Source organism: Allobosea sp. P2_A10 (assembly GCF_056405115.1).
The window spans coordinates 1-21754 of record NZ_JBFUCS010000002.1 but is presented as its reverse complement, the minus strand read 5'-3'; the positions used below and the strand labels follow the sequence as shown (position 1 = coordinate 21754).

16 protein-coding genes are annotated in these 21754 nt (G+C 66.9%); 10 read left to right on the top strand and 6 right to left on the bottom strand.

The window, feature by feature from the left end; translation table 11 throughout:
• Positions 1–26: 26 nt before the first annotated feature.
• The 3 genes from ccmE to AC1DZY_RS04185 are packed head-to-tail and all read left to right on the top strand — an operon-like array spanning position 27 to position 2984.
• Positions 27–521, top strand: a complete 495-nt coding sequence (gene ccmE, locus AC1DZY_RS04195; protein WP_476819157.1) for a cytochrome c maturation protein CcmE — start codon at positions 27–29, stop codon at positions 519–521.
• Positions 522–528: 7 nt separating this feature from the next.
• Complete coding sequence (locus AC1DZY_RS04190) at positions 529–2511, top strand: heme lyase CcmF/NrfE family subunit (protein ID WP_476818819.1); 1983 nt, start codon at positions 529–531, stop codon at positions 2509–2511.
• Positions 2508–2984, top strand: coding sequence for a cytochrome c-type biogenesis protein (locus tag AC1DZY_RS04185; RefSeq protein WP_476818818.1), 477 nt, complete (start codon positions 2508–2510; stop codon positions 2982–2984). Before AC1DZY_RS04190 ends, AC1DZY_RS04185 begins: the two co-directional genes overlap by 4 nt.
• A 6-nt stretch (positions 2985–2990) precedes the next feature.
• Here AC1DZY_RS04185 and AC1DZY_RS04180 read toward each other — a convergent pair whose 3' ends face one another.
• Positions 2991–3566: a hypothetical protein gene (locus AC1DZY_RS04180; protein ID WP_476818817.1), complete on the bottom strand. Its 576-nt coding sequence runs from the start codon at positions 3564–3566 to the stop codon at positions 2991–2993.
• A gap of 77 nt (positions 3567–3643) precedes the next feature.
• Between AC1DZY_RS04180 and AC1DZY_RS04175 the strand changes: the two genes are divergently transcribed.
• From AC1DZY_RS04175 to AC1DZY_RS04160, 4 genes are all read left to right on the top strand, one after another.
• A complete protein-coding gene (locus AC1DZY_RS04175; protein ID WP_476818816.1) occupies positions 3644–4873 on the top strand; it encodes a trypsin-like peptidase domain-containing protein in 1230 nt (409 codons plus the stop codon).
• Positions 4874–4996: 123 nt separating this feature from the next.
• Positions 4997–5680, top strand: a complete 684-nt coding sequence (locus AC1DZY_RS04170) for a winged helix-turn-helix domain-containing protein (RefSeq protein WP_476818815.1) — start codon at positions 4997–4999, stop codon at positions 5678–5680.
• A 1-nt stretch (position 5681) separates the two neighbouring features.
• Positions 5682–7202, top strand: a complete 1521-nt coding sequence (locus AC1DZY_RS04165; RefSeq protein ID WP_476818814.1) for a sensor histidine kinase — start codon at positions 5682–5684, stop codon at positions 7200–7202.
• Positions 7203–7389: 187 nt separating this feature from the next.
• On the top strand, positions 7390–10344 hold the full coding sequence (locus tag AC1DZY_RS04160; RefSeq protein ID WP_476818813.1) for a bifunctional [glutamine synthetase] adenylyltransferase/[glutamine synthetase]-adenylyl-L-tyrosine phosphorylase: 2955 nt from the start codon (positions 7390–7392) through the stop codon (positions 10342–10344).
• Between the two features lie 15 nt (positions 10345–10359).
• On the opposite strand, the gene AC1DZY_RS04155 is transcribed toward AC1DZY_RS04160, so the two are convergent.
• The 3 genes from AC1DZY_RS04155 to AC1DZY_RS04145 all read right to left on the bottom strand — a co-directional run bounded on the left by AC1DZY_RS04155 (position 10360) and on the right by AC1DZY_RS04145 (position 16023).
• Entirely contained in the window at positions 10360–12471 is a 2112-nt protein-coding gene (locus AC1DZY_RS04155) for a PAS domain-containing sensor histidine kinase (protein ID WP_476818812.1), read from the bottom strand.
• 406 nt (positions 12472–12877) lie between these two features.
• The gene (gene pepN / locus AC1DZY_RS04150; RefSeq protein ID WP_476818811.1) at positions 12878–15523 is read right to left on the bottom strand and encodes an aminopeptidase N; all 2646 of its coding nucleotides are present in this window, start codon (positions 15521–15523) and stop codon (positions 12878–12880) included.
• 53 nt (positions 15524–15576) lie between these two features.
• A complete protein-coding gene (locus tag AC1DZY_RS04145; protein WP_476818810.1) occupies positions 15577–16023 on the bottom strand; it encodes a transposase in 447 nt (148 codons plus the stop codon).
• Between the two features lie 198 nt (positions 16024–16221).
• Between AC1DZY_RS04145 and AC1DZY_RS04140 the strand changes: the two genes are divergently transcribed.
• On the top strand, positions 16222–17598 hold the full coding sequence (locus tag AC1DZY_RS04140) for a DcaP family trimeric outer membrane transporter (RefSeq protein WP_476818809.1): 1377 nt from the start codon (positions 16222–16224) through the stop codon (positions 17596–17598).
• A gap of 82 nt (positions 17599–17680) precedes the next feature.
• Here AC1DZY_RS04140 and AC1DZY_RS04135 read toward each other — a convergent pair whose 3' ends face one another.
• Positions 17681–18589: a LysR substrate-binding domain-containing protein gene (locus tag AC1DZY_RS04135; RefSeq protein ID WP_476818808.1), complete on the bottom strand. Its 909-nt coding sequence runs from the start codon at positions 18587–18589 to the stop codon at positions 17681–17683.
• A 106-nt stretch (positions 18590–18695) separates the two neighbouring features.
• Here AC1DZY_RS04135 and AC1DZY_RS04130 point away from each other — a divergent pair, with 106 nt between their 5' ends.
• Positions 18696–19661 carry a sodium-dependent bicarbonate transport family permease gene (locus AC1DZY_RS04130; protein WP_476818807.1) on the top strand — a complete coding sequence of 322 codons (966 nt, stop codon included), beginning with the start codon at positions 18696–18698 and terminating at the stop codon, positions 19659–19661.
• Here the strand turns inward: AC1DZY_RS04130 and AC1DZY_RS04125 are convergent.
• A complete protein-coding gene (locus AC1DZY_RS04125; RefSeq protein WP_476818806.1) occupies positions 19628–21097 on the bottom strand; it encodes a cation diffusion facilitator family transporter in 1470 nt (489 codons plus the stop codon). The genes AC1DZY_RS04130 and AC1DZY_RS04125 overlap by 34 nt on opposite strands.
• A 286-nt stretch (positions 21098–21383) precedes the next feature.
• Between AC1DZY_RS04125 and AC1DZY_RS04120 the strand changes: the two genes are divergently transcribed.
• Positions 21384–21584, top strand: coding sequence for a hypothetical protein (locus AC1DZY_RS04120; RefSeq protein ID WP_476818805.1), 201 nt, complete (start codon positions 21384–21386; stop codon positions 21582–21584).
• The last annotated feature ends 170 nt before the right edge of the window (positions 21585–21754 follow it).

The following is a 21754-nucleotide window of genomic DNA, read 5'->3' as shown; positions in this document are numbered from 1 at the left end:
TCCGCGCGATACCCGGCAAGCGTCGAATGACCCGCAAGCAGCGGCGGCTGGTGTTGATCGGCGCGGCCGGCCTCGTCCTATGCATCGCGGCGGGGCTGGTTCTGGTCGCGATGCGCGACACCATCGTGTTCTTCTACGGGCCGACCGAGATCGCCGAGAAAGGCCTTGCGCCGGGCACGCGCATGCGGATGGGCGGCCTCGTCGAGAAAGGCTCTCTCATGCGCGGCCCGGGCCAGCGCGTCGCTTTCGCCGTGACCGACAGCAAAACCACGCTCAATGTCAGCTATGAGGGTCTGCTGCCGGATTTGTTCCGGGAAGGGCAGGGCGTCGTCACCGAGGGCGTCTATGAGGGCGCGGGCCGCTTCCGCGCCGATTCCGTGCTCGCCAAGCACGACGAGACCTACATGCCGCGCGAAGTCGCCGACACGCTGAAGAAGCAGGGCCACTGGCAGCCCGGCGCGGCCGGCACCGCTCCATCCCCGAAACCGGCGACGACGCCAAAACCTGCGACAACGCCATGAGGCGCGCATGATCGTCGAGATCGGCCATTTCGCGCTGGCGTTGGCGCTCGGCGTCGCCGTCGTTCAGGCTCTGGTGCCGCTGTGGGGCGTGGCGCGGCAGGACCGTGCGCTGGCCTCGGTCGGCTCGGCTGCGGCGATCGCCTGCTTCCTGCTGGTGGCGCTGTCGTTCGCTGCGCTCGTGGCATCCTATGCGCGCTCGGATTTCTCCGTCGAGAACGTCGCGTCAAATTCGCATTCGCTCCAGCCGCTGATCTACAAGCTGACCTCGACCTGGGGCAATCACGAAGGCTCGATGCTGCTCTGGGTGCTGATCCTGACGCTGTTCGGGGCGCTGGTCGCGCTCTCGCGCCGCTCGCTGCCGGCACGTCTGCGGGCCGGTACGCTCGCCGCGCAGGGCATGGTCACGGTCGCCTTCCTAGCCTTCACGCTGCTGACCTCGAACCCGTTTCGCCGGCTCGTGCCGGCCCCGGCGGAGGGTCAGGATCTCAATCCGATCCTGCAGGATCTCGGCCTCGCGATCCATCCGCCGCTGCTTTATGTCGGCTATGTCGGCTTCTCCATCACCTATGCCTTCGCCGTCGCCGCGCTGATCGATGGGCGCATCGACGCGGTCTGGGCGCGCGCCGTCCGGCCCTGGACGCTGCTCGCCTGGGTGTTCCTGACGCTCGGCATCGCGATGGGCTCCTACTGGGCCTATTACGAACTCGGCTGGGGCGGCTGGTGGTTCTGGGACCCGGTCGAGAACGCCTCGCTGATGCCCTGGCTCGCCGGCACCGCTCTGATCCATTCCACCGTGGTGATGGAGAAGCGCGATGCGCTCAAGGTCTGGACCATCCTGCTGGCGATCCTGACCTTCTCGCTCTCGCTGCTGGGCACCTTTATCGTGCGCTCGGGCGTGCTGACCTCGGTGCACTCCTTCGCCAGCGACCCGGCGCGCGGGCTCTTCATTCTGGCGATCCTGGTCTTCTTCGTCGGCGGTTCGCTGGCGCTTTTCGCCTGGCGCGCGCCGCTGCTGCGGCAGGGTGGACTGTTCGCGCCGGTCTCCCGCGAAGGCGCGCTCGTCGTCAACAACGTCTTCATCGCGACCGCCTGCGCCACAGTCTTCATCGGCACGCTCTATCCGCTGGTGCTGGAGATGGTGACTGGCGACAAGATCTCGGTCGGTCCGCCCTTCTTCAACGCCACTTTCGTGCCGCTGCTGGTGCCGCTGCTGCTGGTGCTGCCGGTCGGCCAGTCGCTCGCCTGGAAGCGCGGCGACCTGCTCGGCGCGAGCCAGCGCATGGCGGCTGCCTTCGGGCTCGGCATCCTCGCGACGTTGACGCTGCTGGCGCTGACGCAGGGCGGGCCGGTGCTCGCGCCGCTTGGCATCGGGCTCGGCGTCTTCCTCGTCACGGGCGCGGCGTTCGATCTCGGCGAGCGTGTCGTCGCGCGTGCCAGCGGGGCTGCGGCGATCTGGTCGCGCGCGAAGGGATTGCCGCGCTCGGCCTGGGGCACGGCCTTCGCCCATGCCGGCGTGGGCCTGAGCGTCATCGGGGTCGCGGCGGCCGCCTGGAGCACCGAGGCGATCGGTGTGCTCAAGCCCGGCGAAAGCCTGACCAGCGGCCGTTTCACCGTGGTGCTTGAGCGAATTTCGCCGCGCGCCGGGCCGAATTTTCGCGAGGACGTGGTCCACTTCCAAATCAGGTCGGGCAGCCGGACCCTGCAGCCGGTCGAGGCGATGAAGCGGATTTACACCGCTCGCGCCATGCCGACGACCGAAGCCGGCATCCGTACCGACGGCCTGAGCCAGGCCTATGTCAGTCTCGGCGAACCCCAGGGCGACAACGCCATCGCGGTCAGGCTCTACGACAAGCCGCTGATCCTGCTGATCTGGATCGGCGCGATCGTCATGGCCTTTGGCGGCGCGCTCTCGCTCACCGACCGGCGCTTCCGGCTGGCCGCGCCGAAACGTGCGGCGCCGGCGCGCGCCGCGCCACAGCCGGCGGAATGACGCGGATGCGCCGCGCGGCCGCAACACTGGCGCTGGCTCTCGCGCTCGCCGCACCGGCGCTTGCAGTCCAGCCCGACGAGATCTTGCCCAATGCCGCGATGGAGCAGCGCGCCCGCGCGATCTCCGGCGGGCTACGCTGTCTCGTCTGCCAGAACCAGTCGATCGACGATTCCGACGCGCCGCTCGCCCGCGACCTGCGCATTCTCGTGCGCGAGCGGCTCGTCGCAGGCGATACCGACGCTGCGGTTCAGGAATTCGTCGTTGCCCGCTATGGCGATTTCGTGCTGCTGCGCCCGCCCTTCAATATTCGCACGATCGCACTCTGGGCGGCGCCGTTCCTGATCCTGCTGGCCGGTTTCGGCTTCATCTGGCGGCGCGGGCGCGCCATGCCGGATGCGCCACAGGCGGCCGCCCCGCTCTCGGCGGAGGAGCGTGGCCGGCTGGAAGCGGTCCTGAAGGCCGACGATCGTTAGTGCGACCTAACGGCTGATGCCGCACTGGCTGCGGAGTTCTCCGACATAGGCTGTTTCGTCCCGGCCCGAGATCGCGCGGTGAACCCTGCCATTGCTGGACGGCCGCGTGGAGGCGAACGTCGCATAGGTCCGCGCAAAGCATGCCGCTTGCGGTCCGGTATGTCCGCGCTGCGCCGCGACCCTCAATCCGGCGGAATAGGCCCCGCCGCCGACCCCGTAGGATGGCATCGCCGGCCGTGCCTGCCTGCGCGCGGCGATATCCGCGAGCCGATCGACGCCGCAGCGCTGCCGCTGCTCGGCGTTGTAGGCGGGCGTTGAGGCGGCATACCAGTTCCGGCGACGGTCGACATGCTCCACCACCACCGCGTGTCTTGCAAAGACCTGAGCGTAGCAGGACGGGTTGGCGTAGCCGCGCTTCTGGGCCAGTTGCAGGCCCGACTGATAGGCCGTGACGGTTTGTGCGCAAGCTGCGCTGCCGGAGAGCGCCAGCACGGCGACAATCCCAAATCTCGCAAAACGCATCGCTCGCCCCCACGTCCCGATCTCGCGCAAAGAGTGTTTCGGTTCGCGGTCAATCGTCAAGCGCGCAGCCGGTGGCGCTGCAGAAACCTTACGAAACCTTCATCCGGGAGCGAAGCCGGCGTAAGGCTGCGCCCGTCATGGTCCTGAGCACAGACAGGGATGTCCCTGCCTCCCGCATCGAGGGTTTCGCCATGACGACCATCCCGTCCCCCAAGAAGTCCATCCTGAAGCGCGGCATCATGATCGCCGGCGCAGCCACGCTCGGCATCGGCCTTGCGGCTGGTCTCGCCGACGGCGCGCTCAAGCTCGACCACAACGCCTACGCCCAGCCGATCCAGCTTTCTGGCGTCCAGGCGCAGCTCCCTTCATTCGCCGACATCGTCGAGAAGGTGAAGCCGGCCGTCGTCTCCGTCCGGGTCAAGACGCAGGCTGTCGCCGCGACTGACGAAGACGGGCAGGACAGCCTCGAGGATCTGCCTCCGGGCCTGCGCCGCTTCTTCCGCGATCAGGATCCGCGCCAGGGCCGCCCGCAGCCCCGTCAGGGCATGTCGCAGGGCTCCGGCTTCTTTGTCAGCCAGGACGGCTATGTCGTGACCAACAATCACGTCGTCCAGAACGCGGTCGAGGTCCAGCTCGTCACCGATGACGGCAAGACCATGGAAGCCAAGGTCGTCGGCACCGATCCGCGCACCGATCTGGCGCTGCTCAAGGTCAAGGATGGCGGCAACTTCCAGTATGTCGAGCTGTCGCATGCCAAGCCTCGCATCGGCGACTGGGTGCTGGCGGTCGGCAATCCCTTCGGGCTCGGCGGTACGGTGACGGCCGGTATCGTCTCCGCCCAGGGCCGCGATATCGGCTCGGGTCCCTATGACGACTATCTGCAGATCGACGCGCCGGTGAACAAGGGCAACTCCGGTGGCCCGACCTTCAACCAGAAGGGTGAGGTCGTCGGCGTCAATACCGCGATCTTCTCGCCCTCGGGCGGCAGCGTCGGCATCGCCTTCGCCATTCCCGCCTCGACGGTCGAGCAGGTCGTCGCCTCGCTCAAGAAGGACGGCTCGGTCTCGCGCGGCTTCATCGGCGTGCAGATCCAGCCTGTGACGACCGAGGTCGCCGACGCCATCGGCCTGAAGGAGGCGCGCGGCGCGCTCGTCGCCTCGGCCGAACAGAACGGCCCCGCCGCCAAGGCCGGCATCAAGCGCGGCGACACCATCGTCGCCGTCAATGGTGAGACCGTGAAGGATGCCCGCGATCTCTCGCGCAAGATCGCGAAATTCGCGCCGGGCACGAAGACCAGCATCACGGTCTTCCGCGACGGCAAGGAGCGTCAGCTCTCGTTCGAGGTCGGCCGCCAGCCGGCGGCCTGACAGGGGTAGGCGGGTTCTCCCGGTATCCTGTCGCCCCCACCGGGAGGGCAGCCTTCACCGCGGCAGGCCGGATGTTTTCATCCGGCCTGCCGTTTTTCCGTTTCGTGAGATAGACTTGAAGCCATGAAGCTCCTGATCGTCGAAGATGATGCCGAGGCTGCGGCCTATCTGGTCAAGGCCTTCCGCGAGGCCGGCCATGTCGCCGACCATTCCGGCGACGGGCTCGACGGCTATGGCATGGCTCAGGGCGGCGGCTACGACGTGCTTGTGGTCGACCGCATGCTGCCGCGCATGGACGGGCTGTCGCTGATCCGCTCATTGCGCGAGCAGGACGACACGACGCCCGCGCTGATCCTGTCGGCGCTGGCGCAGGTCGACGACCGCGTGAAGGGCCTGCGCGCCGGCGGCGACGACTATCTGCCCAAGCCCTATGCCTTTTCCGAGCTTCTCGCCCGCGTCGAAGTCCTGGCCCGCCGCCGCAGCGGCCCGGCCTCGGAGCCCACGACCTATCGCGTCGGCGATCTCGCGCTCGACCGGCTGGCGCATCGCGTCACCCGCGCCGACGAGGATATCCTGCTCCAGCCGCGCGAGTTCCGCCTGCTCGAATATCTGATGAAGCATGCCGGCCAGGTGGTGACGCGCACCATGTTGCTGGAAAACGTCTGGGATTATCATTTCGACCCCCAGACCAACGTCATCGACGTGCATGTCAGCCGCCTGCGCGCCAAGGTCGACAAGAGCTTCGAGCATCCGATGATCCACACTGTTCGCGGCGCGGGCTACATGGTCCGGGACACGGCGCGCTGACATGGCCGGGCAAAGTGCGACCAAGATGACGATGGCGGAAAAGCCGGCCTCGCGCCTGCTGCCGAACCTGTTTCGCACGACGGCCTTCAAGCTGACTGCGATCTATCTCGTCATCTTCGCGCTCTTCGCCGGCTTCGTGCTGGGCTATGTCGCCTGGAACGCCCGCCGCCTGCTCGACGACCAGATCCGCTCGACCATCGACGCCGAGATTCAGGGCCTTGCCGAGCAGCAGCGCCAGGGCGGCATCAGGCGTCTGGTCAACATCATCGAGCGCCGTTCGCGCGGGCCGGGCGCATCGCTCTATCTCGTCACCACGCCGGTGGGCGAGCGCGTCGCCGGCAATGTCGAGGCGCTGCCGCCCGGCGCGCTCGACCGCCCCGGCGAAAGCGAGATCGAATATTCCCGCTCCAGCGACACCGTGGAAAAGCCGAGCCGCGCGATCGTGCGCGTCTTCATGCTGCCGGCCGGCTTTAGATTGCTGGTCGGCCGCGATGTCGAGGAGCGCGAGCGTCTCGGCGTCGTCATCCGGCGCGCCGCCGGCTGGTCGCTGGCGCTGGTCTTCATCCTCGGCTGCTTTGCGAGCTGGTTCGTCGCGCGCCGCGTGCTGAAGCGCGTCGACGGCATGACCGACACGGCCCAGTCGATCATGGCGGGCGATCTCAAGGGCAGGCTCTCGATCTCCGGCACCGGCGACGAACTCGACCGGCTGGCGCTCAACCTCAATGCGATGCTCGACCGCATCGAGGAACTGATGGCGGGCATGCAGCAGGTCTCCGACAACATCGCCCACGACCTCAAGACGCCGCTGACGCGCCTGCGCAATCGCGCCGAGGAAGCGCTGCGCACCGCGACGAAGCCCGACGAATTGCGCGCCGCGCTCGACGGTTCGATCGACGAGGCCGACAACCTGATCCGCGTCTTCAATGCGCTGCTGATGATCGCGCGGCTGGAGACGGGGCGCATCCAGGACAGCATGGACGCGCTCGACCTCTCCGAGATCGTCTCCGGCATGGCCGAGCTCTACGAGCCGCTGGCCGAGGAGGCGGGACTTAGCCTGCTGACGGAGATCGCGCCCGAGCTGCATGTTCTGGGCAATCGCGAGCTTCTCGGCCAGGCGCTCGCAAACCTGATCGACAATGCCCTGAAATACGGCCAGCCGACCGCTGGCGGGGAGGCGACTGTCATCGTCGCGGCGGCTTCGCTCGGCGGGCAGATCGAACTTGCCATCGCCGATCATGGGCCGGGTATCCCCGAGGCCGATCGCGGCCGCGTGCTCGAACGCTTCGTGAGACTCGACCAAAGCCGCAGCAAGCCGGGCTTCGGCCTCGGTCTTTCGCTCGCGGCCGGCGTCGTCAGGCTGCATGGCGGCCAGCTTCGGCTGGAAGACAATGCGCCCGGCCTGCGCGTCGTGATGACGCTGCCGCAGGTTCAGGACCAGCCGAAGCCTGTGGACATGCAGTCCATAGTTTCCAGCCCGCCCTCGACAGCGCCCGCGAACCCTGTTGGCCTGCAATCGGCATAGTGTTGGCGTTTTGGCGTGGAAACACCGCGTCATCCTGGCCGCAGCGAAGCGGAGCGCCGGGATCCATCATAGAGCGCGGTCTTGTTCTACGATGGATTCCGGGACGACCGGGACGACCTTTGGTCGCCCAGGATGACGCAGTGGTTCCACGGCAGGCCGACAAATTCTGGCGTGGCGGGACAATGCGATGGTGGAGCGGCTCTGCGAAAGGCTGACGGCGGCTCCCGTCCTGCCGGCCCGCGCAAAGGCGGAAGCGCTGCTCGCGCGCGATCTGATCGAGCGCCTGCGCGACGACGACGCAGCCGATGCCTTGTCGCGGCACTTCGCCGCTCATCCTGCCTCAGCCGCGCTGGTCGCCGGCATCCTTGCGCATTCGCCCTTCCTGACCCAGATCATGCGCCTCGACCCTGTCGGCCTGCTGGCGGCGCTCGAACAGTCGCCGGACGACCGGCGCGATGCGCTCCTCGCCGGGATCGTCGCCTTCGGCCAGTCCGGTCCCGAAACTGCGGAGTTGATGCGCGCTCTCCGGCGCTTCCGGCAGGCAATGGCGCTGCTGATCGCACTGGCGGACATCGGCGGCGGCTGGGATGTCGAGACCGTGACGTCCGCGCTGACCGCGATGGCCGACACCGCCGTGCGGCTGGCGTGCGACCACGCGCTGCGGCAGGCCGCCGGTCTAGGCCGCATCCGTTTGCCCGACGAGGCCGATCCCGGCCTGGGCTGCGGGCTCGTCGTGCTGGCGCTCGGCAAACATGGCGCCGGCGAGCTGAACTACTCCTCCGACATCGACATCGTCGTTTTCTTCGATCCCGATATCGCCGAAGCCATCGGCGTCGCCGAGCCGTCGAGCTTCTTCGTCAGGCTTACCCAGCTCATCGCCCGCATCATCCAGGAGCGCACGCCCGACGGCTACGTCTTCCGCGTCGATCTGCGTCTGAGGCCCGATCCAGCCTCGACCCACGTCGCGGTTTCGCTGCCTTCAGCCTATTCCTACTACGAGACGGTCGGCCAGAACTGGGAACGCGCCGCCATGATCAAGGCGCGGCCGGTGGCGGGCGACATCGCGCTGGGCAAGCGCTTCATCGCCGATCTCGCGCCCTTCATCTGGCGCAAATACTTCGATTTCGCCGCGATCGCCGACATTCATGCGATGAAGCGTCAGATCCAGACCGTGAAGGGCCATGAGACCATCGCGGTCGCCGGCCACAATGTGAAGCTCGGTCGTGGCGGCATCCGCGAGATCGAGTTCTTCGTCCAGACGCAGCAGCTGGTCTTCGGCGGCCGGCGTGTCGCCCTGCGCGGCCCGCGCACGCTCGACATGCTCGCCGAACTGACGAGGGAGGGCTGGATCACGCCCAGGGCGCGCGACGAGCTCGGCCAGTCCTATCGCTTCCTGCGCACGATCGAGCATCGGCTGCAGATGCGCCATGACGAGCAGACGCAAACCCTGCCCAAGGCCAAGGCCGATCTCGAAGCCTTCGCGCGCTTTTGCGGCTATCCCTCGACAGCGGCCTTCGGCAAGGCGCTGACCGGGCACGCCAGGCGCATCGAGGGGCACTATGCCCTGCTGTTCGAGGACGGGCCGAGCCTCGCCAGCGAGGCGGGCACATTGAGCTTCACCGGCGCGGAACTCGATCCCGAGACGCTCGCGACCCTGCGCAAGCTCGGCTTCCGTGACCCGAAAATCGCCGCCGAGACGGTGCGTGGCTGGCATTTCGGCCGCCGCGCCGCCGTCACCAGCGCGCGTGCCCGCGAGGTGCTGACGGAGCTTACGCCGGCGCTGCTCGTGGCGCTCGGCCGCACGGTCGATCCCGACGGCGCGCTCGCACATCTCGACAATGCCTTCGTGCGAATGCCGGCGGCTGTCGAATTGCTGACGCTGCTGCGCTCGCATGGCTCGCTGCTGACGATCTTCGCCGACATCCTCGGCAGTGCGCCGCGCCTCGCCAAGGTGGCCGCGCTCTATCCCCATGTCCTCGACGGCATCATCGACCCGGCCTTCACCTCGGCCATGCTCGACACTGAGGCGCTGACGCGGCGCATCCGCACCGTCGTGGGCAACCCGCCGCCGAGCGTCGAGGACGGGCTCGACCGTTTGCGCGACGCGGCAAGGCAGGAGAATTTCCTCGTCGGCGCCAGGCTGATCTCGGGTGTCTATTCCGCCCAGGCCGCGGGGCAGGCTTTTTGCGCGGTCGCCGAGGGCTGTCTGCGCGTCGCCTTCGACGATACGCGCGCGGCCTTCGCCGCCGACCATGGTGTGGTTGCGGGAGCGGAAGCCGTCGTGCTCGGGCTCGGCCGCCTCGGGGCGGGAGAACTCACGCCCTCATCCGATCTCGACCTGATCATGCTCTATGATCGCCCGACGGATGCCGAGGCGAGCGACGGCCGAAAAAGCCTTGACCCTGTGACCTGGCATGTCCGCTTCACCCAGCGTTTCGTGGCTGCGCTGACTGTGCCGACGCGGCGCGGCACGCTCTATCAGGTCGACATGCGCCTGCGCCCCTCAGGCGGCAAGAGCCCGGCCGCGACCCAGTTCGCTGGCTTTGAGGCCTACCACACCGGCGAGGCCGAGATCTGGGAGGAGATGGCGCTGACGCGCGCCCGCGTCGTCGCCGGCGATGCCGGGCTGGCGCGGAGGGCGCGGGAGGCGATCGTCCAGATCCTGCGTCGCGAGCGCCAGCCGGCCACGGTAGCCAGTGCCGTTCTGGAGATGCGCGCGCTGATCGCAAGGGAGAAGGGCGAGAGCGACGACTGGGATCTCAAGCTCGTCGTTGGCGGCCTCACCGATCTCGATTTCCTCGCCCAGTTCCTCGTCCTCGCGCATGCCTCAAACCATCCCGGGCTGATCGCACGCGATACGGCGTCCGTGGTGGCGGCGGCGCGTCAGGCTGGGCTGCTGGAGACCGGCGACGCGGCTTTTCTCGGCGATGCCTGTCGTCTGATCGGCGATGTGCAGCTGTGGCGGCGCTTCACGGTGGAGGAGGGCGTCGATCCTGCCGCGGTGCCGGCTCGCGTGCTGAAGCGGATCGCGACGGCGGTCGGGCGGCCCGATACGAAGGTGCTGAAGGCCGAACTCGACGAGATGCGCGTTGGCGTCCGCGCGCTGTTCCTGAAGATACTCGGCGACGCGGCGCGCGGCTGACGTCGCAAATGGCTCTCAGGCGGCCTTGGCGGTGATGCGTCCGGCGCCGCCGTCGAGCGGCAGATGCACCATCACGATGGTGCCGGCGCCGATCGCCGAGCGCAGGCGCAGCGAACCGCCATGCAGTTCGGCAAGCGAGCGGGCGATGGCGAGCCCAAGGCCGGAGCCCGGATAGCTGCGGGTCAGATCGCCCTCGACCTGCTCGAAGGGCCGGCCGATGCGGTCGATCTTTTCCCTCGGGATGCCGATGCCGGTATCCTCGACATAGATGTTGAGGGCACCGGGAACCTGCCGCAGCCGGATCGCGATCTGGCCGCCTTCAGGCGTGAATTTGACCGCGTTGTCGAGCAAATTGCCAAGGATTTGATAGAGCGCGTGGGGATCGGCCTCCAGATGCAGGTTGCGCGCGCCCTCGACGCTGAGAGTGAGGTTCTTGCGGTCGATCTCGTCGCTGGCCTGGCGTACGGCCTCGTCGACGACCATGCCGATCGCGACGTCGGCCTTCTCCAGCCGCATCTTGCCGGCCTCGATCCGCGACATGTCGAGGATGTCGTTGATGACACTCAGAAGATAGCCGCCGCTCGACCGGATATCGCGGACGTAGTCGACATAGCGATCTGAGCCGAGATTGCCGAACAGGCCGTTCTCCATGATCTCGGAGAAGCCGATGATGGCGTTGAGCGGCGTGCGCAGCTCATGGCTCATATTGGCGAGAAATTCGGATTTGGCGCGGTTGGCGCTCTCGGCGGCGGCCTTCTGCTCCAGATAGCGTTCGGCGAGGTCGGCCAGTTGCTGCGCCTGCGCTTCCAGCTTCTGGCGCGAGGCCCTGAGATCTGTGACGTGCATCAGGAGCTGATGCTCGGATTGGGTCAGGTGTTCTTCCTGCTGCTTCAGCTTGGTGATGTCGGTGCCGACCGAGACCGAGCCGCCATCCTTAGTACGGCGTCCGTTGATCTGGAGCCAGCGGCCGTCCGAAAGACGGGCTTCGTAGGAGGAGGCGCCGATCGTGCCACGCTGGGTGCGGGCCGGCTCGCGGTCGATATTGGGCTGGGCGCTGACCGCCATGACCTCGTCATGGCTCAGGCCGGCGTGAAGGAGTTCGCCCGGCAGCTGGTGCAACTGCTGGTATTTGGCGTTGCACAGGACGAGGCGGTTGTCGGCGTCCCACAGCACGAAGGCTTCCGAGATCGCCTCGACCGCGTCGCGCAGCCGCGCGTCGGCGGTAGCGGTGCGCTGCGCCATGCGGTGCTGCTCTGAAATGTCGACGGCGATGCCGACGAGGTGCTGCGAATGCGTGCGCCGGTCGGTCACGAGCTCGGCGCGCGCTTTCAGCCAGACCCAGTCGCCATTGGCGTCGCGAACGCGGAATTCCTGGTCGAGATGATCGGCTTCGCCGCGGCTGATCGCGTCGGCGAGCGCATAGAGATCGACATCCTCGGGATGAATGAAGCTGCTGACTTCGCCGAAGGACATATAGTCGCCGGCGCGATCGTAGCCGAGCATGGCGTACATGGAATCGGACCAGTAGATCCGTCCGCGCGCCAGATCCCAGTCCCACAGCCCGCAATGGCCGCGATTGAGCGCGGTATCGATGCGCTCGCGAACGCAGTCGCAGTCCTCGTCGGCGGCCCGCGCCCGGCGCGATTGCAGCATGAAGGCGAGGGTCAGCGCGGCGAGCACCAGCCCGGCCGAGGCGAACAGGCCCACTAGCGCGCTACGGCGCTCCTGCCAGATCGAGAGTACATGCGAGACCGGTTGCAGCACGGCGATCTGGCCCAGCGGTGCGCCGAGGTTGCGAACCGAGGCAAGTACGTCTTCGCCGCCAGGTAACGTGATCCGCATCACGCCGGCGCGGTCGCCGAAGACGGTGAGCGGTTGGGTCTGGCCGAGGAAATCGACCAGCTGGCGCTCGGTCTGGCCGATCGCCGGCACGCTGGCGATGACATGGCCGTCGGCGTCGCTGACATGGACGACGCGGCCATGGGGGGAGATGTGCCGTGCGGCAAGAGCTGCAAGCACAGTTGCCGGCGATTTCTCCGTCAGCACGGCCATGTCGAGCTCTCTTGCGATCAGCGCGGAGACGAGATCGGTGCCATTGACGGCGTTGATCATGGTGTCTTCACGCATCGCCGTGATCTGCACGATCGCGCCTGCGGCAAGGATCAGCGCGAATACGCCGACAAGAGCGGGAAGAACTGTCCGGAATATCGGCTCGAGGCTCTCAAAGCGCTGATACAATGGATGGGTCAGCGATCTCGCAACACCCAGAATCGTGCGAGCGCGCACAGATGCGCTGCTCGCGTTCGCACGCGTCATGCCCGTCCCCCTTCGGATAAACTGTACCGTCAGCAAGATCGGGAGACGTGCCGCATCCCCGCGAATCACCTTTAATTGAATCCGCGCGAGGTCTTTTGTCCAGCCTTGAGTTGAATCGAAATGAAAGAATTCGCCTTCAGGTTGCAAGCGATATTGCAATGAATCCTGTGCGGGTAATGAAGCGTTAATGTTTTGGACAGGTTGGCCCTTAGCCGGTTCAGGCGAGCGCCCGTTCGGCGATATCGGCGACGTCCCGCGACAGGCCTGGCGTCCGCGCGACCATCGACAGCGCGGCCTCCGCCTGTCCCTTGCGCGCCCGTTCGAGCATGCGCCAGGTCTTGAACGAACCGAGCAGGCGCGAGGCGACCTGGGGGTTGGTCCGGTCCAGTGCGATCACGAGATCGGCGACGAAATTATAGCCCGCCCCGTCGCGCCGGTTGAACTGCGTCAGGTTTGCCGCGAAGCCGCCGATCAGCGCCCGCACCCGGTTGGGATTGCCAAGCGAGAAGGCGGGGTGCCGCATCAGCCCCTGCACACGCTCCAGCGTGCCGGCTTCCGCGATCAGGGCCTGCGCCATCAGCCATTTGTCGAGCACCAGCGGTTCGGCTGCATAGCTCTCGCCGAAGCGTGCGATCAGCGCCTCGCGCGCCGCGCCCGGGATCAGCGTCATCGCGGCCAGAGCAGCCAGCCGGTCGGTCAGGTTGTCGGCGGTTGCAAACTGCTTCTCGGCCAGATGCGCGCCTGTCTGGGGATCGGCCAGTGCGATCAGGCCGAGCGCTTCGTTGCGCAGGGCGCGGCGTCCGGCCGAGGCCGCGTCGGGGTTGTAGCGAGCGCCACTCTCCAGCGAGCCTCGCAGGTCGGCAAGCGTCGCACCCAGCGCCTTGCCGATCGCGGTCGCGAGCAGGCGATGCGCGGCGTAGATCGCATCGGGGTCGATCTCGGCCCCGATCTCGCGGGCGATGTCGGCGGGCGCGGGCAGGCGCAACACCTGTGCGGCGAAGGCAGGGTCCTCCAGCCCGCGCTCGCGCAGGAAACGACCCAGTGCTGCCGCGATCTCGCCGGCCTTGGTCGCCAGCACGCCGCGATCGCCATCGGTTCGCCCGGCTGCGACCAGCGCCCGCGTCGCGACGCTCTGCAGCGCCTGCCAGCGGTTGAAGGAATCGCTGTCGGCCGAGAACAGCCGCAGCAGGTCTGCGTCCGCGAGGTCGAGTTCGAGCCGGGCCGGGGCCGAAAAGCCGCGCAGCAGCGAGGGGATCGGCGGCTCGGCGACGTCGTTGAAGGTCACGGTCAGCGAGGCCTGGTCGAGCACGATCAGGCCGCCGCCGGCATAAGCGGGGCAGGTCGTGTCGAGCGCAAGGTCGCCCGCCTTGCCGACGAGGCCGAGCGCCACCGGCAGTACGACCGGCTGCTTGTCGGGCTGCCCCGGCGTCGGCGGCGTCGTCTGGGCCAGATCGAGCGTGTAGCGCTTCGCCCGCGCATCGTAGCGGCCGGACGCCACGATCGTCGGCGTGCCCGCCTGCTCGTACCAGCGCGCGAAATGCCCGAGATCGCGGCCCGAGGCCTCGGCGAAGCAGGCCAGAAACTCCTCGATCGTCGCAGCCGTCCCGTCGCAGCGCTCGAAATAGAGTTCCATGCCGCGCTTGAACGCGTCCGCGCCGATCAGGGTCTTGAGCATGCGGATGACCTCCGCGCCCTTTTCGTAGACGGTCGGCGTGTAGAAGTTGTTGATCTCCTTGTATGCGCGCGGCCTGACCGGATGGGCCAGCGGCCCGGCATCCTCGGAAAACTGCGTCGCGCGCAGTGTCCGTACGTCGGCGATGCGTTTGACCGGCCGCGAGCGCTCGTCGGCCGAGAATTCCTGGTCGCGGAAGACCGTCAGGCCCTCCTTCAGGCAGAGCTGGAACCAGTCGCGGCAGGTGATGCGGTTGCCGGTCCAGTTATGGAAATATTCATGCGCGATGATCGCCTCGATCGAGGCGTAGTCGCCATCGGTCGCGGTCTGCGGATCGGCCAGCACATATTTGTCGTTGAAGATATTGAGGCCCTTGTTCTCCATCGCACCCATGTTGAAGTCGGAGACGGCGACGACGTTGAACACGTCGAGATCATAGTTGCGACCGAAGACGCGTTCGTCCCAGCGCATGCAGCGGATCAGCGAGTCCATCGCCCAGCCGGCGCGGTTCGTCTTGCCCGGCTCGACATAAACCGCCAGCTCGACTCTTCGACCATCGGCCGTGACGTAATCCTCGCGAACATGGTCGAGCGCGCCGCCGACCAGGGCGAAGAGATAGGCGGGCTTGGGGTGCGGGTCGTGCCAGACGGCGAAATGCCGCTCGCCGCCGATGACCTCCCCTGTCGCGACGAGATTGCCGTTCGAGAGCAGGACCGGCGCTTCGGCCTTCAGGGCTTCGAGTCGGACGGTGTAGACGCTCATCACGTCGGGGCGGTCGAGGAACCAGGTGATGCGGCGAAAGCCATCAGCCTCGCATTGCGTGCAGTAGACCTGGCTGGAGCGGTAGAGCCCCATCAGCTTCGTATTCGCTGAAGGATCAAGAATAGTCTCGATCGTCAGGGTGAAGGGACGCTGCGGTGGATCGAGCACGGTCAGCGCCTGAGCCGTCGCTGCATAGGCGGTGACGTCCAACGCTACGCCATCGATCGCGATGAAGCCGAGCGAAAGGTCGTCGCCGTCCAGAATCAGCGCGGTGCCTGCCTGCCCCGCCGGATTCGGCCGCAAGGCGAGCAGGGCCCGCACTCTCGTCTTCCGCGCATCCAGACTGATGTCGAGATCGACCGTGTCGATCAGCCAGTCCGAGGGCTTGTAGTTCTCGAGGCGGATCAGGGGGGCATCTTCGGCGCGCATCGGAATCCTGGATCGTGACGATGTCAGACGCCGTGTGTAGCCCGCGCCCGATCTCACCGGAAGGGCGTACGCGCCGGGGCCTTGCGCGGGCGCTGCGTCAGCGGACCGATGATGGCGAGACGCTCGAACAGCCGCCGCGTCTCTGCGTCCGCGGCCTGCGGCCCGCATTCGAACGGCCGGACATGCTGCATCAATGCGGTGAAGACGCCGCTGCGCGACCAGCGCTGGAAGCGCCGGTAGACGCTGCTCCATTTGCCGTAGCAGTCAGGCAGATCGCGCCAGGGCTGCCCTGACGACGCGACCCAGAAAATCCCCTCCAGGACGGCGCGGTTGTTGCGCGGCGGCCTGCCGCGCTTTTCGGTCGCGAGCGGCAGGCGCTGGCTGAGCCAGAGCCATTGCCGTTCCGACAGGATCGGGCTGTCCCCGTCATCGAGAGGTTCGGCGAAGACCGCGATTTGAGGCTCCGGTGCCGGCAGTTCGGTCTGGGCAAGCTTCGGCATGGCCGGCACGCTCCATTTATTTGTCAACACGATGATCAGTATTCGATGATTTTCAATCGCGATTTTTGTCAACACATGAAAGTAAATAACTTGTGACTTCTGAGTGATCTTTGTGCGTGACAGCGTCGTTACGTCGGAAGAGCAAAATAATCCGCAAAGTAAATTACTGGAACGACCGTTTCTGAGGGGGAACGCGCAATGTTTATGCCCGTATCGGGAAAGAAGATCCTTGCAACCGCGATGGTCTCGGGCCTTGCCCTTGTCGTCTCCGCGGCGGCCGCGAGCGCTCAGGACCAGACCGCGCGGCTCGAAAAGCTGATCCGCGAACAGCAGAAGCAACTGGAGGCGCTGCGCCGCGAGGTCGGCGTCATCAAGAGCCGCGATGCGCGCCACCCGGCTCAAGCTCCGCGCGGGACGCTCGTCGCCAAGGCCGCCGACGAGCCTTATGTGCTCAAGGGCGGCCTGCCGTTGAGCTGGCGCTTGCCCGGCACCGATGTCGACATCAAGATCGGCGGCAAGGTGAAGGCGGATGTGATCGGCCGCGTCGGCGGGCGGCAATCCTCGGGCGCGCAGGATCTTTTCGCCGTCACGGGGATCGACACGCGCGGCACGAGGTTCGGGGACGACGCGTTCCGCATCCACGCCCGCGAAAGTCGGCTGAACTTCGAGATCAGCAAGAAGGACACGCCGCTTGGCCCGTCGCGCGCCTTCATCGAGGGCGATTTCTTCGGAGCTGTCGGCAATCAGGTCGCGTCGAACTCCGACTCTTTCCGCCTGCGCCATGCCTTCGTCGAGATCGGCCCGCTGCTGGCGGGGCAATGGTGGACGACCTTCAGCGACCCCTCCGCCTATGCCGAGACGCTCGATTTCCAGGGTTCAGGCGGGCAGGCCTTCATTCGTCAGGGCCTGGTCAAGCTCGAGCATAAGTTCGCCAACGGCTTCTCCGTCGCCGGCGCGATCGAGAACCCGGAGGGCCGCGTCCAGTTTGGGCCGGCCGCCGCGATTGCATCCTCGCGCGACACGCTGCCCGATTTCGTCGGCCGGGTCCGCTATCAGGGTGCTCTCGGGCATCTGCAGGTTGCAGGCGTGGTGACGCGGACCAACGGTCCCAATGGCCTGGCCAGCGACGAGACCGGCTATGCCGGCACGGTGACGGGGCGCCTCAACCTTCCATTCCTCGCGCAGAAGGACAATCTGCGCTTCCAGGCGACGTACGCCAACGGAGCAACGCGCTACATTCAGGAGACCGCCGGCGTCCTGCCGAGCGTGTTCTACAACCCTGCAACGGGGCAGTCGGAAAAGCAGAAGACGTTTGGCGGCTATGTCGCGTTCCAGCACTGGTGGACGAACGAACTGCGCAGCAACCTCGTCTATAGCTATGTCCGTTCCGATCTGCCGAATTTCACGCTCGCCGGCACGTTCAAGCACAGCCAGTACGCGGCTGCGAACGTGATCTGGAGCCCGTGGCCGGAGGTCGATCTCGGCTTCGAGGGCCAGTATGGCCTGCGCGAGGACCGGGACGACAGGCGCGGCCGCCAGACCCGCCTGCAATCCACAGCCACTTATCGGTTCTGAACCGCATTCGCGCGGCGAAGGGGGCTTCGCTGCCGCGGACGGCAAGCCGGCGCTGCACGCCCCCGCAGCGCCGGCCTGCTCGTCATGTCCCCGGTCCGGCGCGCTGCGTCTGGAGGGATTGGACGATATGCGACGCCAGCCGCGCCGCCGCCGGTGTCGGTTGGCCCGGTGCAGCGTAGAGCACGATCTCGGTATCGGCGAGGGCCGGCAGCCGGTTGTGCCGCGCGTCGAGCACGACGAGGTCGGGCGGCACCATGCCTTTCGGCAGCACGCTGACGCCGAGTCCGGCGCGCACCGCCGCGTGTTGGCCGGCGAGGCTTGGACTGGTCAGGACGATCCGCCAGTTTCGACCGGCGCTGTCGAGCGCCGCCAGCGCACGTTTGCGATAGATGTCAGGCGCCGGCGCGAGCACGAGCGGAAGCGCGCTCCCGGGTTCGAGGGCTTGGAACCGCGACGACGACGCCCAGACCAGCGGCTCGCTCCAGATACCGGTGCCGCCGCCGCCGAACGCCGGCTGCGGATCACGCTTGAACAGGATCAGATCGAACAGGCCGCGGCCAAATCCGTCGAGCAGATTGACGGAGAAGTCGCAGGTGACTTCGAGATCGACATGCGGATGCGCCCGCGCGAAGCGCGCCAGGATGTCGGGCAGGTGCCATGTCGCGAAATCCTCCGGCGTGCCCAGCCGCAGCCGCCCCTCGATCTCGGGCGCGAGCAATGCGACGCGGGCCTGCTCGGAGAGCTGCAGGATGGGGCGGGCGTGGGCGAGCAGCGCCTCTCCCGCGAGCGTCGGCACGATTCGCCCGCCGCTGCCGCTTCGGCGCTCGAACAGCCGCTGGCCCAGGGCCGTCTCCAGCTTGCGGATCTGCAGGCTGATCGTCGACTGGGTGCGCCCGAGCCGCTCGGCCGCGCGCGTGAAACCGCCATTGTCGAGGATCGCCGTGAAACTGCGCAGCAGGTCGATGTCGAAGGGTGGAAGCGGGAACGGCATGATCGATCGTTCATTGAAATAATCAATCAATATCATCGCGATCATCGTGTTTTGTCAATGTCATCGCGATGCTAGTGGCCCGGCCATCGCAACGATGGAGCATCGCGTGGCCAGCTTCGACATCGCCTTCCAGAACCTGATCTCTCCGATGACGCTGTGCTTCGTGCTCGGCGTCGTCGCGGTCGCCGTCCGCAGCGATCTGACGATGCCCGAACCGATCGCGCGGTTCCTGTCGCTTTACCTGATGCTGGCGATCGGCCTGAAAGGCGGGGCGGAACTGGCTCGGACCTCGCTGGCCGATGCCTTGCCTTTCTTCGCCGCCGGCCTGGCGCTCACGCTCGCTATCCCGCTTTGGGTCTATGTCGCGCTCAGGCGGCTGACGCGGCGCAGTCCGGCCGACTGCGCCGCCATCTGCGCGCATTACGGCTCGGTCTCTGCCGTGACCTTTATCGCCGTGACCGCCTTTCTCGACGGCGCCGGGATCGGTTATGGACCGCATGCCACGGCGCTGCTGGCCCTGATGGAAGCGCCGGCCGTGGTCGTGGCGATCGGGCTCGCGCGCTTGGCCGAGACCGGCGCATCGCCGCCGGGGAGCGTGCTCGGCAGTACGCTGGCGAGCAAGAGCGTCGTCCTGCTGGCCGGGGGCCTGGCGATCGGCGCGATCGTCGGCCCGGGCGGCTTGCAGCCGGTGACGCCGCTCTTCGGCGACCTTTTCCGGGGGCTACTCTGCCTGTTCCTGCTCGATCTCGGCATCCAGGCGGCGCGGCAGGGCGGCGCCATCCGGCAGGCCGCTCCGATGATCCTCGTGCTGGGCGTCGTCGTCCCGCTGGTCAACGCAGCGCTTGGCCTGTCGCTGGCGCGGCTGATCGGGCTGCCGGTCGGCGAAGCGACGATCCTGGCGACACTCTCGGCCAGCGCATCCTACATCGTCGCGCCCGCCGCCATCCGCAGCGCCTTGCCGGAGGCGGACGCGGGCCTGGCGTTGACGGCGGCGCTGGCGGTGACGTTTCCCTTCAACCTGCTGCTGGGTCTGCCGCTTTATCTCGGCGCGGCTCGGCTGCTGGCCGGCTGATCACGCGCATGGACGACGGCCGGCTCGGCATGGCTGACGAGCCGGCAGACCTGCGGCCGCGCGATCCTGACCGCGCGCTCGATGGCATCGACGGCGGCGTGGACGGCGGCGACGTCGAGCGCGGGGTCGACGCGGCAATGATAGTTCACCACGAGTCCGTTCTCGGTCTGGCGCACGCGCACGCTGTGGATGTCGTGGACAGGCCCTGCGAGCTTTGTCGCCTCGCTCGCGAGCGCCTTGCCGATATCCTCGACCGTTTCCCAGGCGGCGTTGTGGCCTGAGGGTTGGCCGGTCTCCATCGGCTCGATATGGGTCTCGACTTCGGTCTCGCCGCCGAACTCCGCCCGGATCGCGCCTTCGAGCCGCGTCGCGATCTCATGGGCCTCGCCGAGCGGCAATTTGGCGTCGACTTCCATGTCGAGGCTGACCGAAAGCTTGTCGCCGATGCTGTGGACGGTGACGTGATGGACGGGGATCCGCAGTTTCAGCGCGATCAGCAGCACTTTCTCCAGCACAGTCTCGTCATCGACCTGGATCGGATTGGCGATGATCGTGATTTCGGCGCCACGCTCCTCGCGCTCGATCGCGCTCGCGAGCGACTGCTTGATCGCGACGACGCGGTCGAGCGGCAGCGTCCGCGAGACCCGGATCACGATCTCGCCATGGGTGCGACCGCCCGACGGCCTGACCTTGAGCGAGTCGATCTCGACCACGCCGGGTACGGCCGCGGCCACATGGCGCAGTCGTTCGCTGACACCTTCCGGCGCGGCGTCGAGCAGCGTGTCGATGGTGCGCCGCCCGAGCTTGAAGGCGGAATAGGCGGTGAAGGCGGCGATCACGAAGGCGGCGATGGTGTCGGCCTTGGGCACGCCCATCCAGACGCCGACGAGGCCGGCCAGAACCATCGTCGAGCCGACGAAATCGGCCGAGAAATGCGTCGCCTCGGCTGCGAGCGCCTCGCTGCCGGTTTCCTTGGCGACCTTGCTCAGCGAACGCCAGCGCAACGCGTCGACCGTCATCGACAACAACATGACCCCGATGACGACCGGCGTGACGGCGACGTGCTCGGCGATGCCCTGCCACAGCCGCGAGCCGGCCTCCCACAGGATCGCTCCGGCAAGCGTGAACAGGATCGCGGTCTCGACGAGAGCGGCGAGCGCCTCCAGCTTGCCGTGGCCGTAATGGTGCTCCTCATCGGCCGGCTTGTCGGCGGCATGGACGGCAAACCAGGTGAACAGCGTCGAGCCGATGTCGACCAGTCCCTGCAGCGCGTCCGTCAGCAGCGCAAGCGACCCCGAGATCAGGGCTCCGGCGACCTTCGCGCCCGTCAGGACAACCGTCGCCAGCACCGACAGCATCGCAGCCCGGCGCTTGATCGCGCTGATCCGCGCTGCGGTCGGCATCGCCCGGGCGTCGGCGTCCTGCGTGCTCGTCATGGCAAATCCCGTCTGCGGGGGCTAGGAAAGCATGGGGTGTCGCCCGATCTGTCATCGGGATCAACCCGGCAGCAGCCGAATCCAAGGGACCTTCCACGATGCGATATCTCCACACCATGCTTTGACGGCCCTAACTGTTTGATTGGGCTGTATCAGGAGGGTGCGGGGGTATTCACCGCGTTGTTGGCAGTTTCAGCCCTTTTTGGCCGGTAACACGCGGTTGCGTGCTTTTGCGTGCCGGGGCGATTTGGCGGTATATTGCGGCCATGGCAGGGCGCGGGGTCTGATGGGCGGCGAGAAACTCTATACCGAGGACCAACTGGAGAAAATTGGCGAGCTTCGTGCTTCCATCCAGTTCGCCGAAATTCAAAAAGAACACCTGCATCAATATGCGGAGCTGCAAGGCCGGAGTTTTCGAGAGGAGACTGTAGTCGGAAGCCTGTGCCTCGGTGGTGTTGGCATTCTAGGCCTCGTGGACAAAGCTTGACCTGAGACTCGCGGATTGATTCAAGGCTTCTTTTTGGAGGAACCCTTGGGCGATCGGATTGGTCTGACGGATGAGGAATGGGCGCTGATTGGGCCTTTGCTGCCGGCCGAGCACGGGCGCGGTTGCCGACCGGCGCAGGACAACCGCCGCTACTTTGAGGGCATGATGTG

What these genes read in the sequence shown, in the direction of transcription:
- ccmE (WP_476819157.1), top strand. Translation starts at nt 27, where the DNA reads ATGACCCGCAAGCAGCGGCGGCTGGTGTTGATCGGCGCGGCCGGCCTC.
- AC1DZY_RS04190 (WP_476818819.1), top strand. Translation starts at nt 529, where the DNA reads ATGATCGTCGAGATCGGCCATTTCGCGCTGGCGTTGGCGCTCGGCGTC.
- AC1DZY_RS04185 (WP_476818818.1), top strand. Translation starts at nt 2,508, where the DNA reads ATGACGCGGATGCGCCGCGCGGCCGCAACACTGGCGCTGGCTCTCGCG.
- AC1DZY_RS04175 (WP_476818816.1), top strand. Translation starts at nt 3,644, where the DNA reads ATGGTCCTGAGCACAGACAGGGATGTCCCTGCCTCCCGCATCGAGGGT.
- AC1DZY_RS04170 (WP_476818815.1), top strand. Translation starts at nt 4,997, where the DNA reads ATGAAGCTCCTGATCGTCGAAGATGATGCCGAGGCTGCGGCCTATCTG.
- AC1DZY_RS04165 (WP_476818814.1), top strand. Translation starts at nt 5,682, where the DNA reads ATGGCCGGGCAAAGTGCGACCAAGATGACGATGGCGGAAAAGCCGGCC.
- AC1DZY_RS04160 (WP_476818813.1), top strand. Translation starts at nt 7,390, where the DNA reads ATGGTGGAGCGGCTCTGCGAAAGGCTGACGGCGGCTCCCGTCCTGCCG.
- AC1DZY_RS04155 (WP_476818812.1), bottom strand. Translation starts at nt 12,471, where the DNA reads ATGCGTGAAGACACCATGATCAACGCCGTCAATGGCACCGATCTCGTC.
- pepN (WP_476818811.1), bottom strand. Translation starts at nt 15,523, where the DNA reads ATGCGCGCCGAAGATGCCCCCCTGATCCGCCTCGAGAACTACAAGCCC.
- AC1DZY_RS04145 (WP_476818810.1), bottom strand. Translation starts at nt 16,023, where the DNA reads ATGCCGAAGCTTGCCCAGACCGAACTGCCGGCACCGGAGCCTCAAATC.
- AC1DZY_RS04140 (WP_476818809.1), top strand. Translation starts at nt 16,222, where the DNA reads ATGTTTATGCCCGTATCGGGAAAGAAGATCCTTGCAACCGCGATGGTC.
- AC1DZY_RS04135 (WP_476818808.1), bottom strand. Translation starts at nt 18,589, where the DNA reads ATGCCGTTCCCGCTTCCACCCTTCGACATCGACCTGCTGCGCAGTTTC.
- AC1DZY_RS04125 (WP_476818806.1), bottom strand. Translation starts at nt 21,097, where the DNA reads ATGACGAGCACGCAGGACGCCGACGCCCGGGCGATGCCGACCGCAGCG.
- AC1DZY_RS04120 (WP_476818805.1), top strand. Translation starts at nt 21,384, where the DNA reads ATGGGCGGCGAGAAACTCTATACCGAGGACCAACTGGAGAAAATTGGC.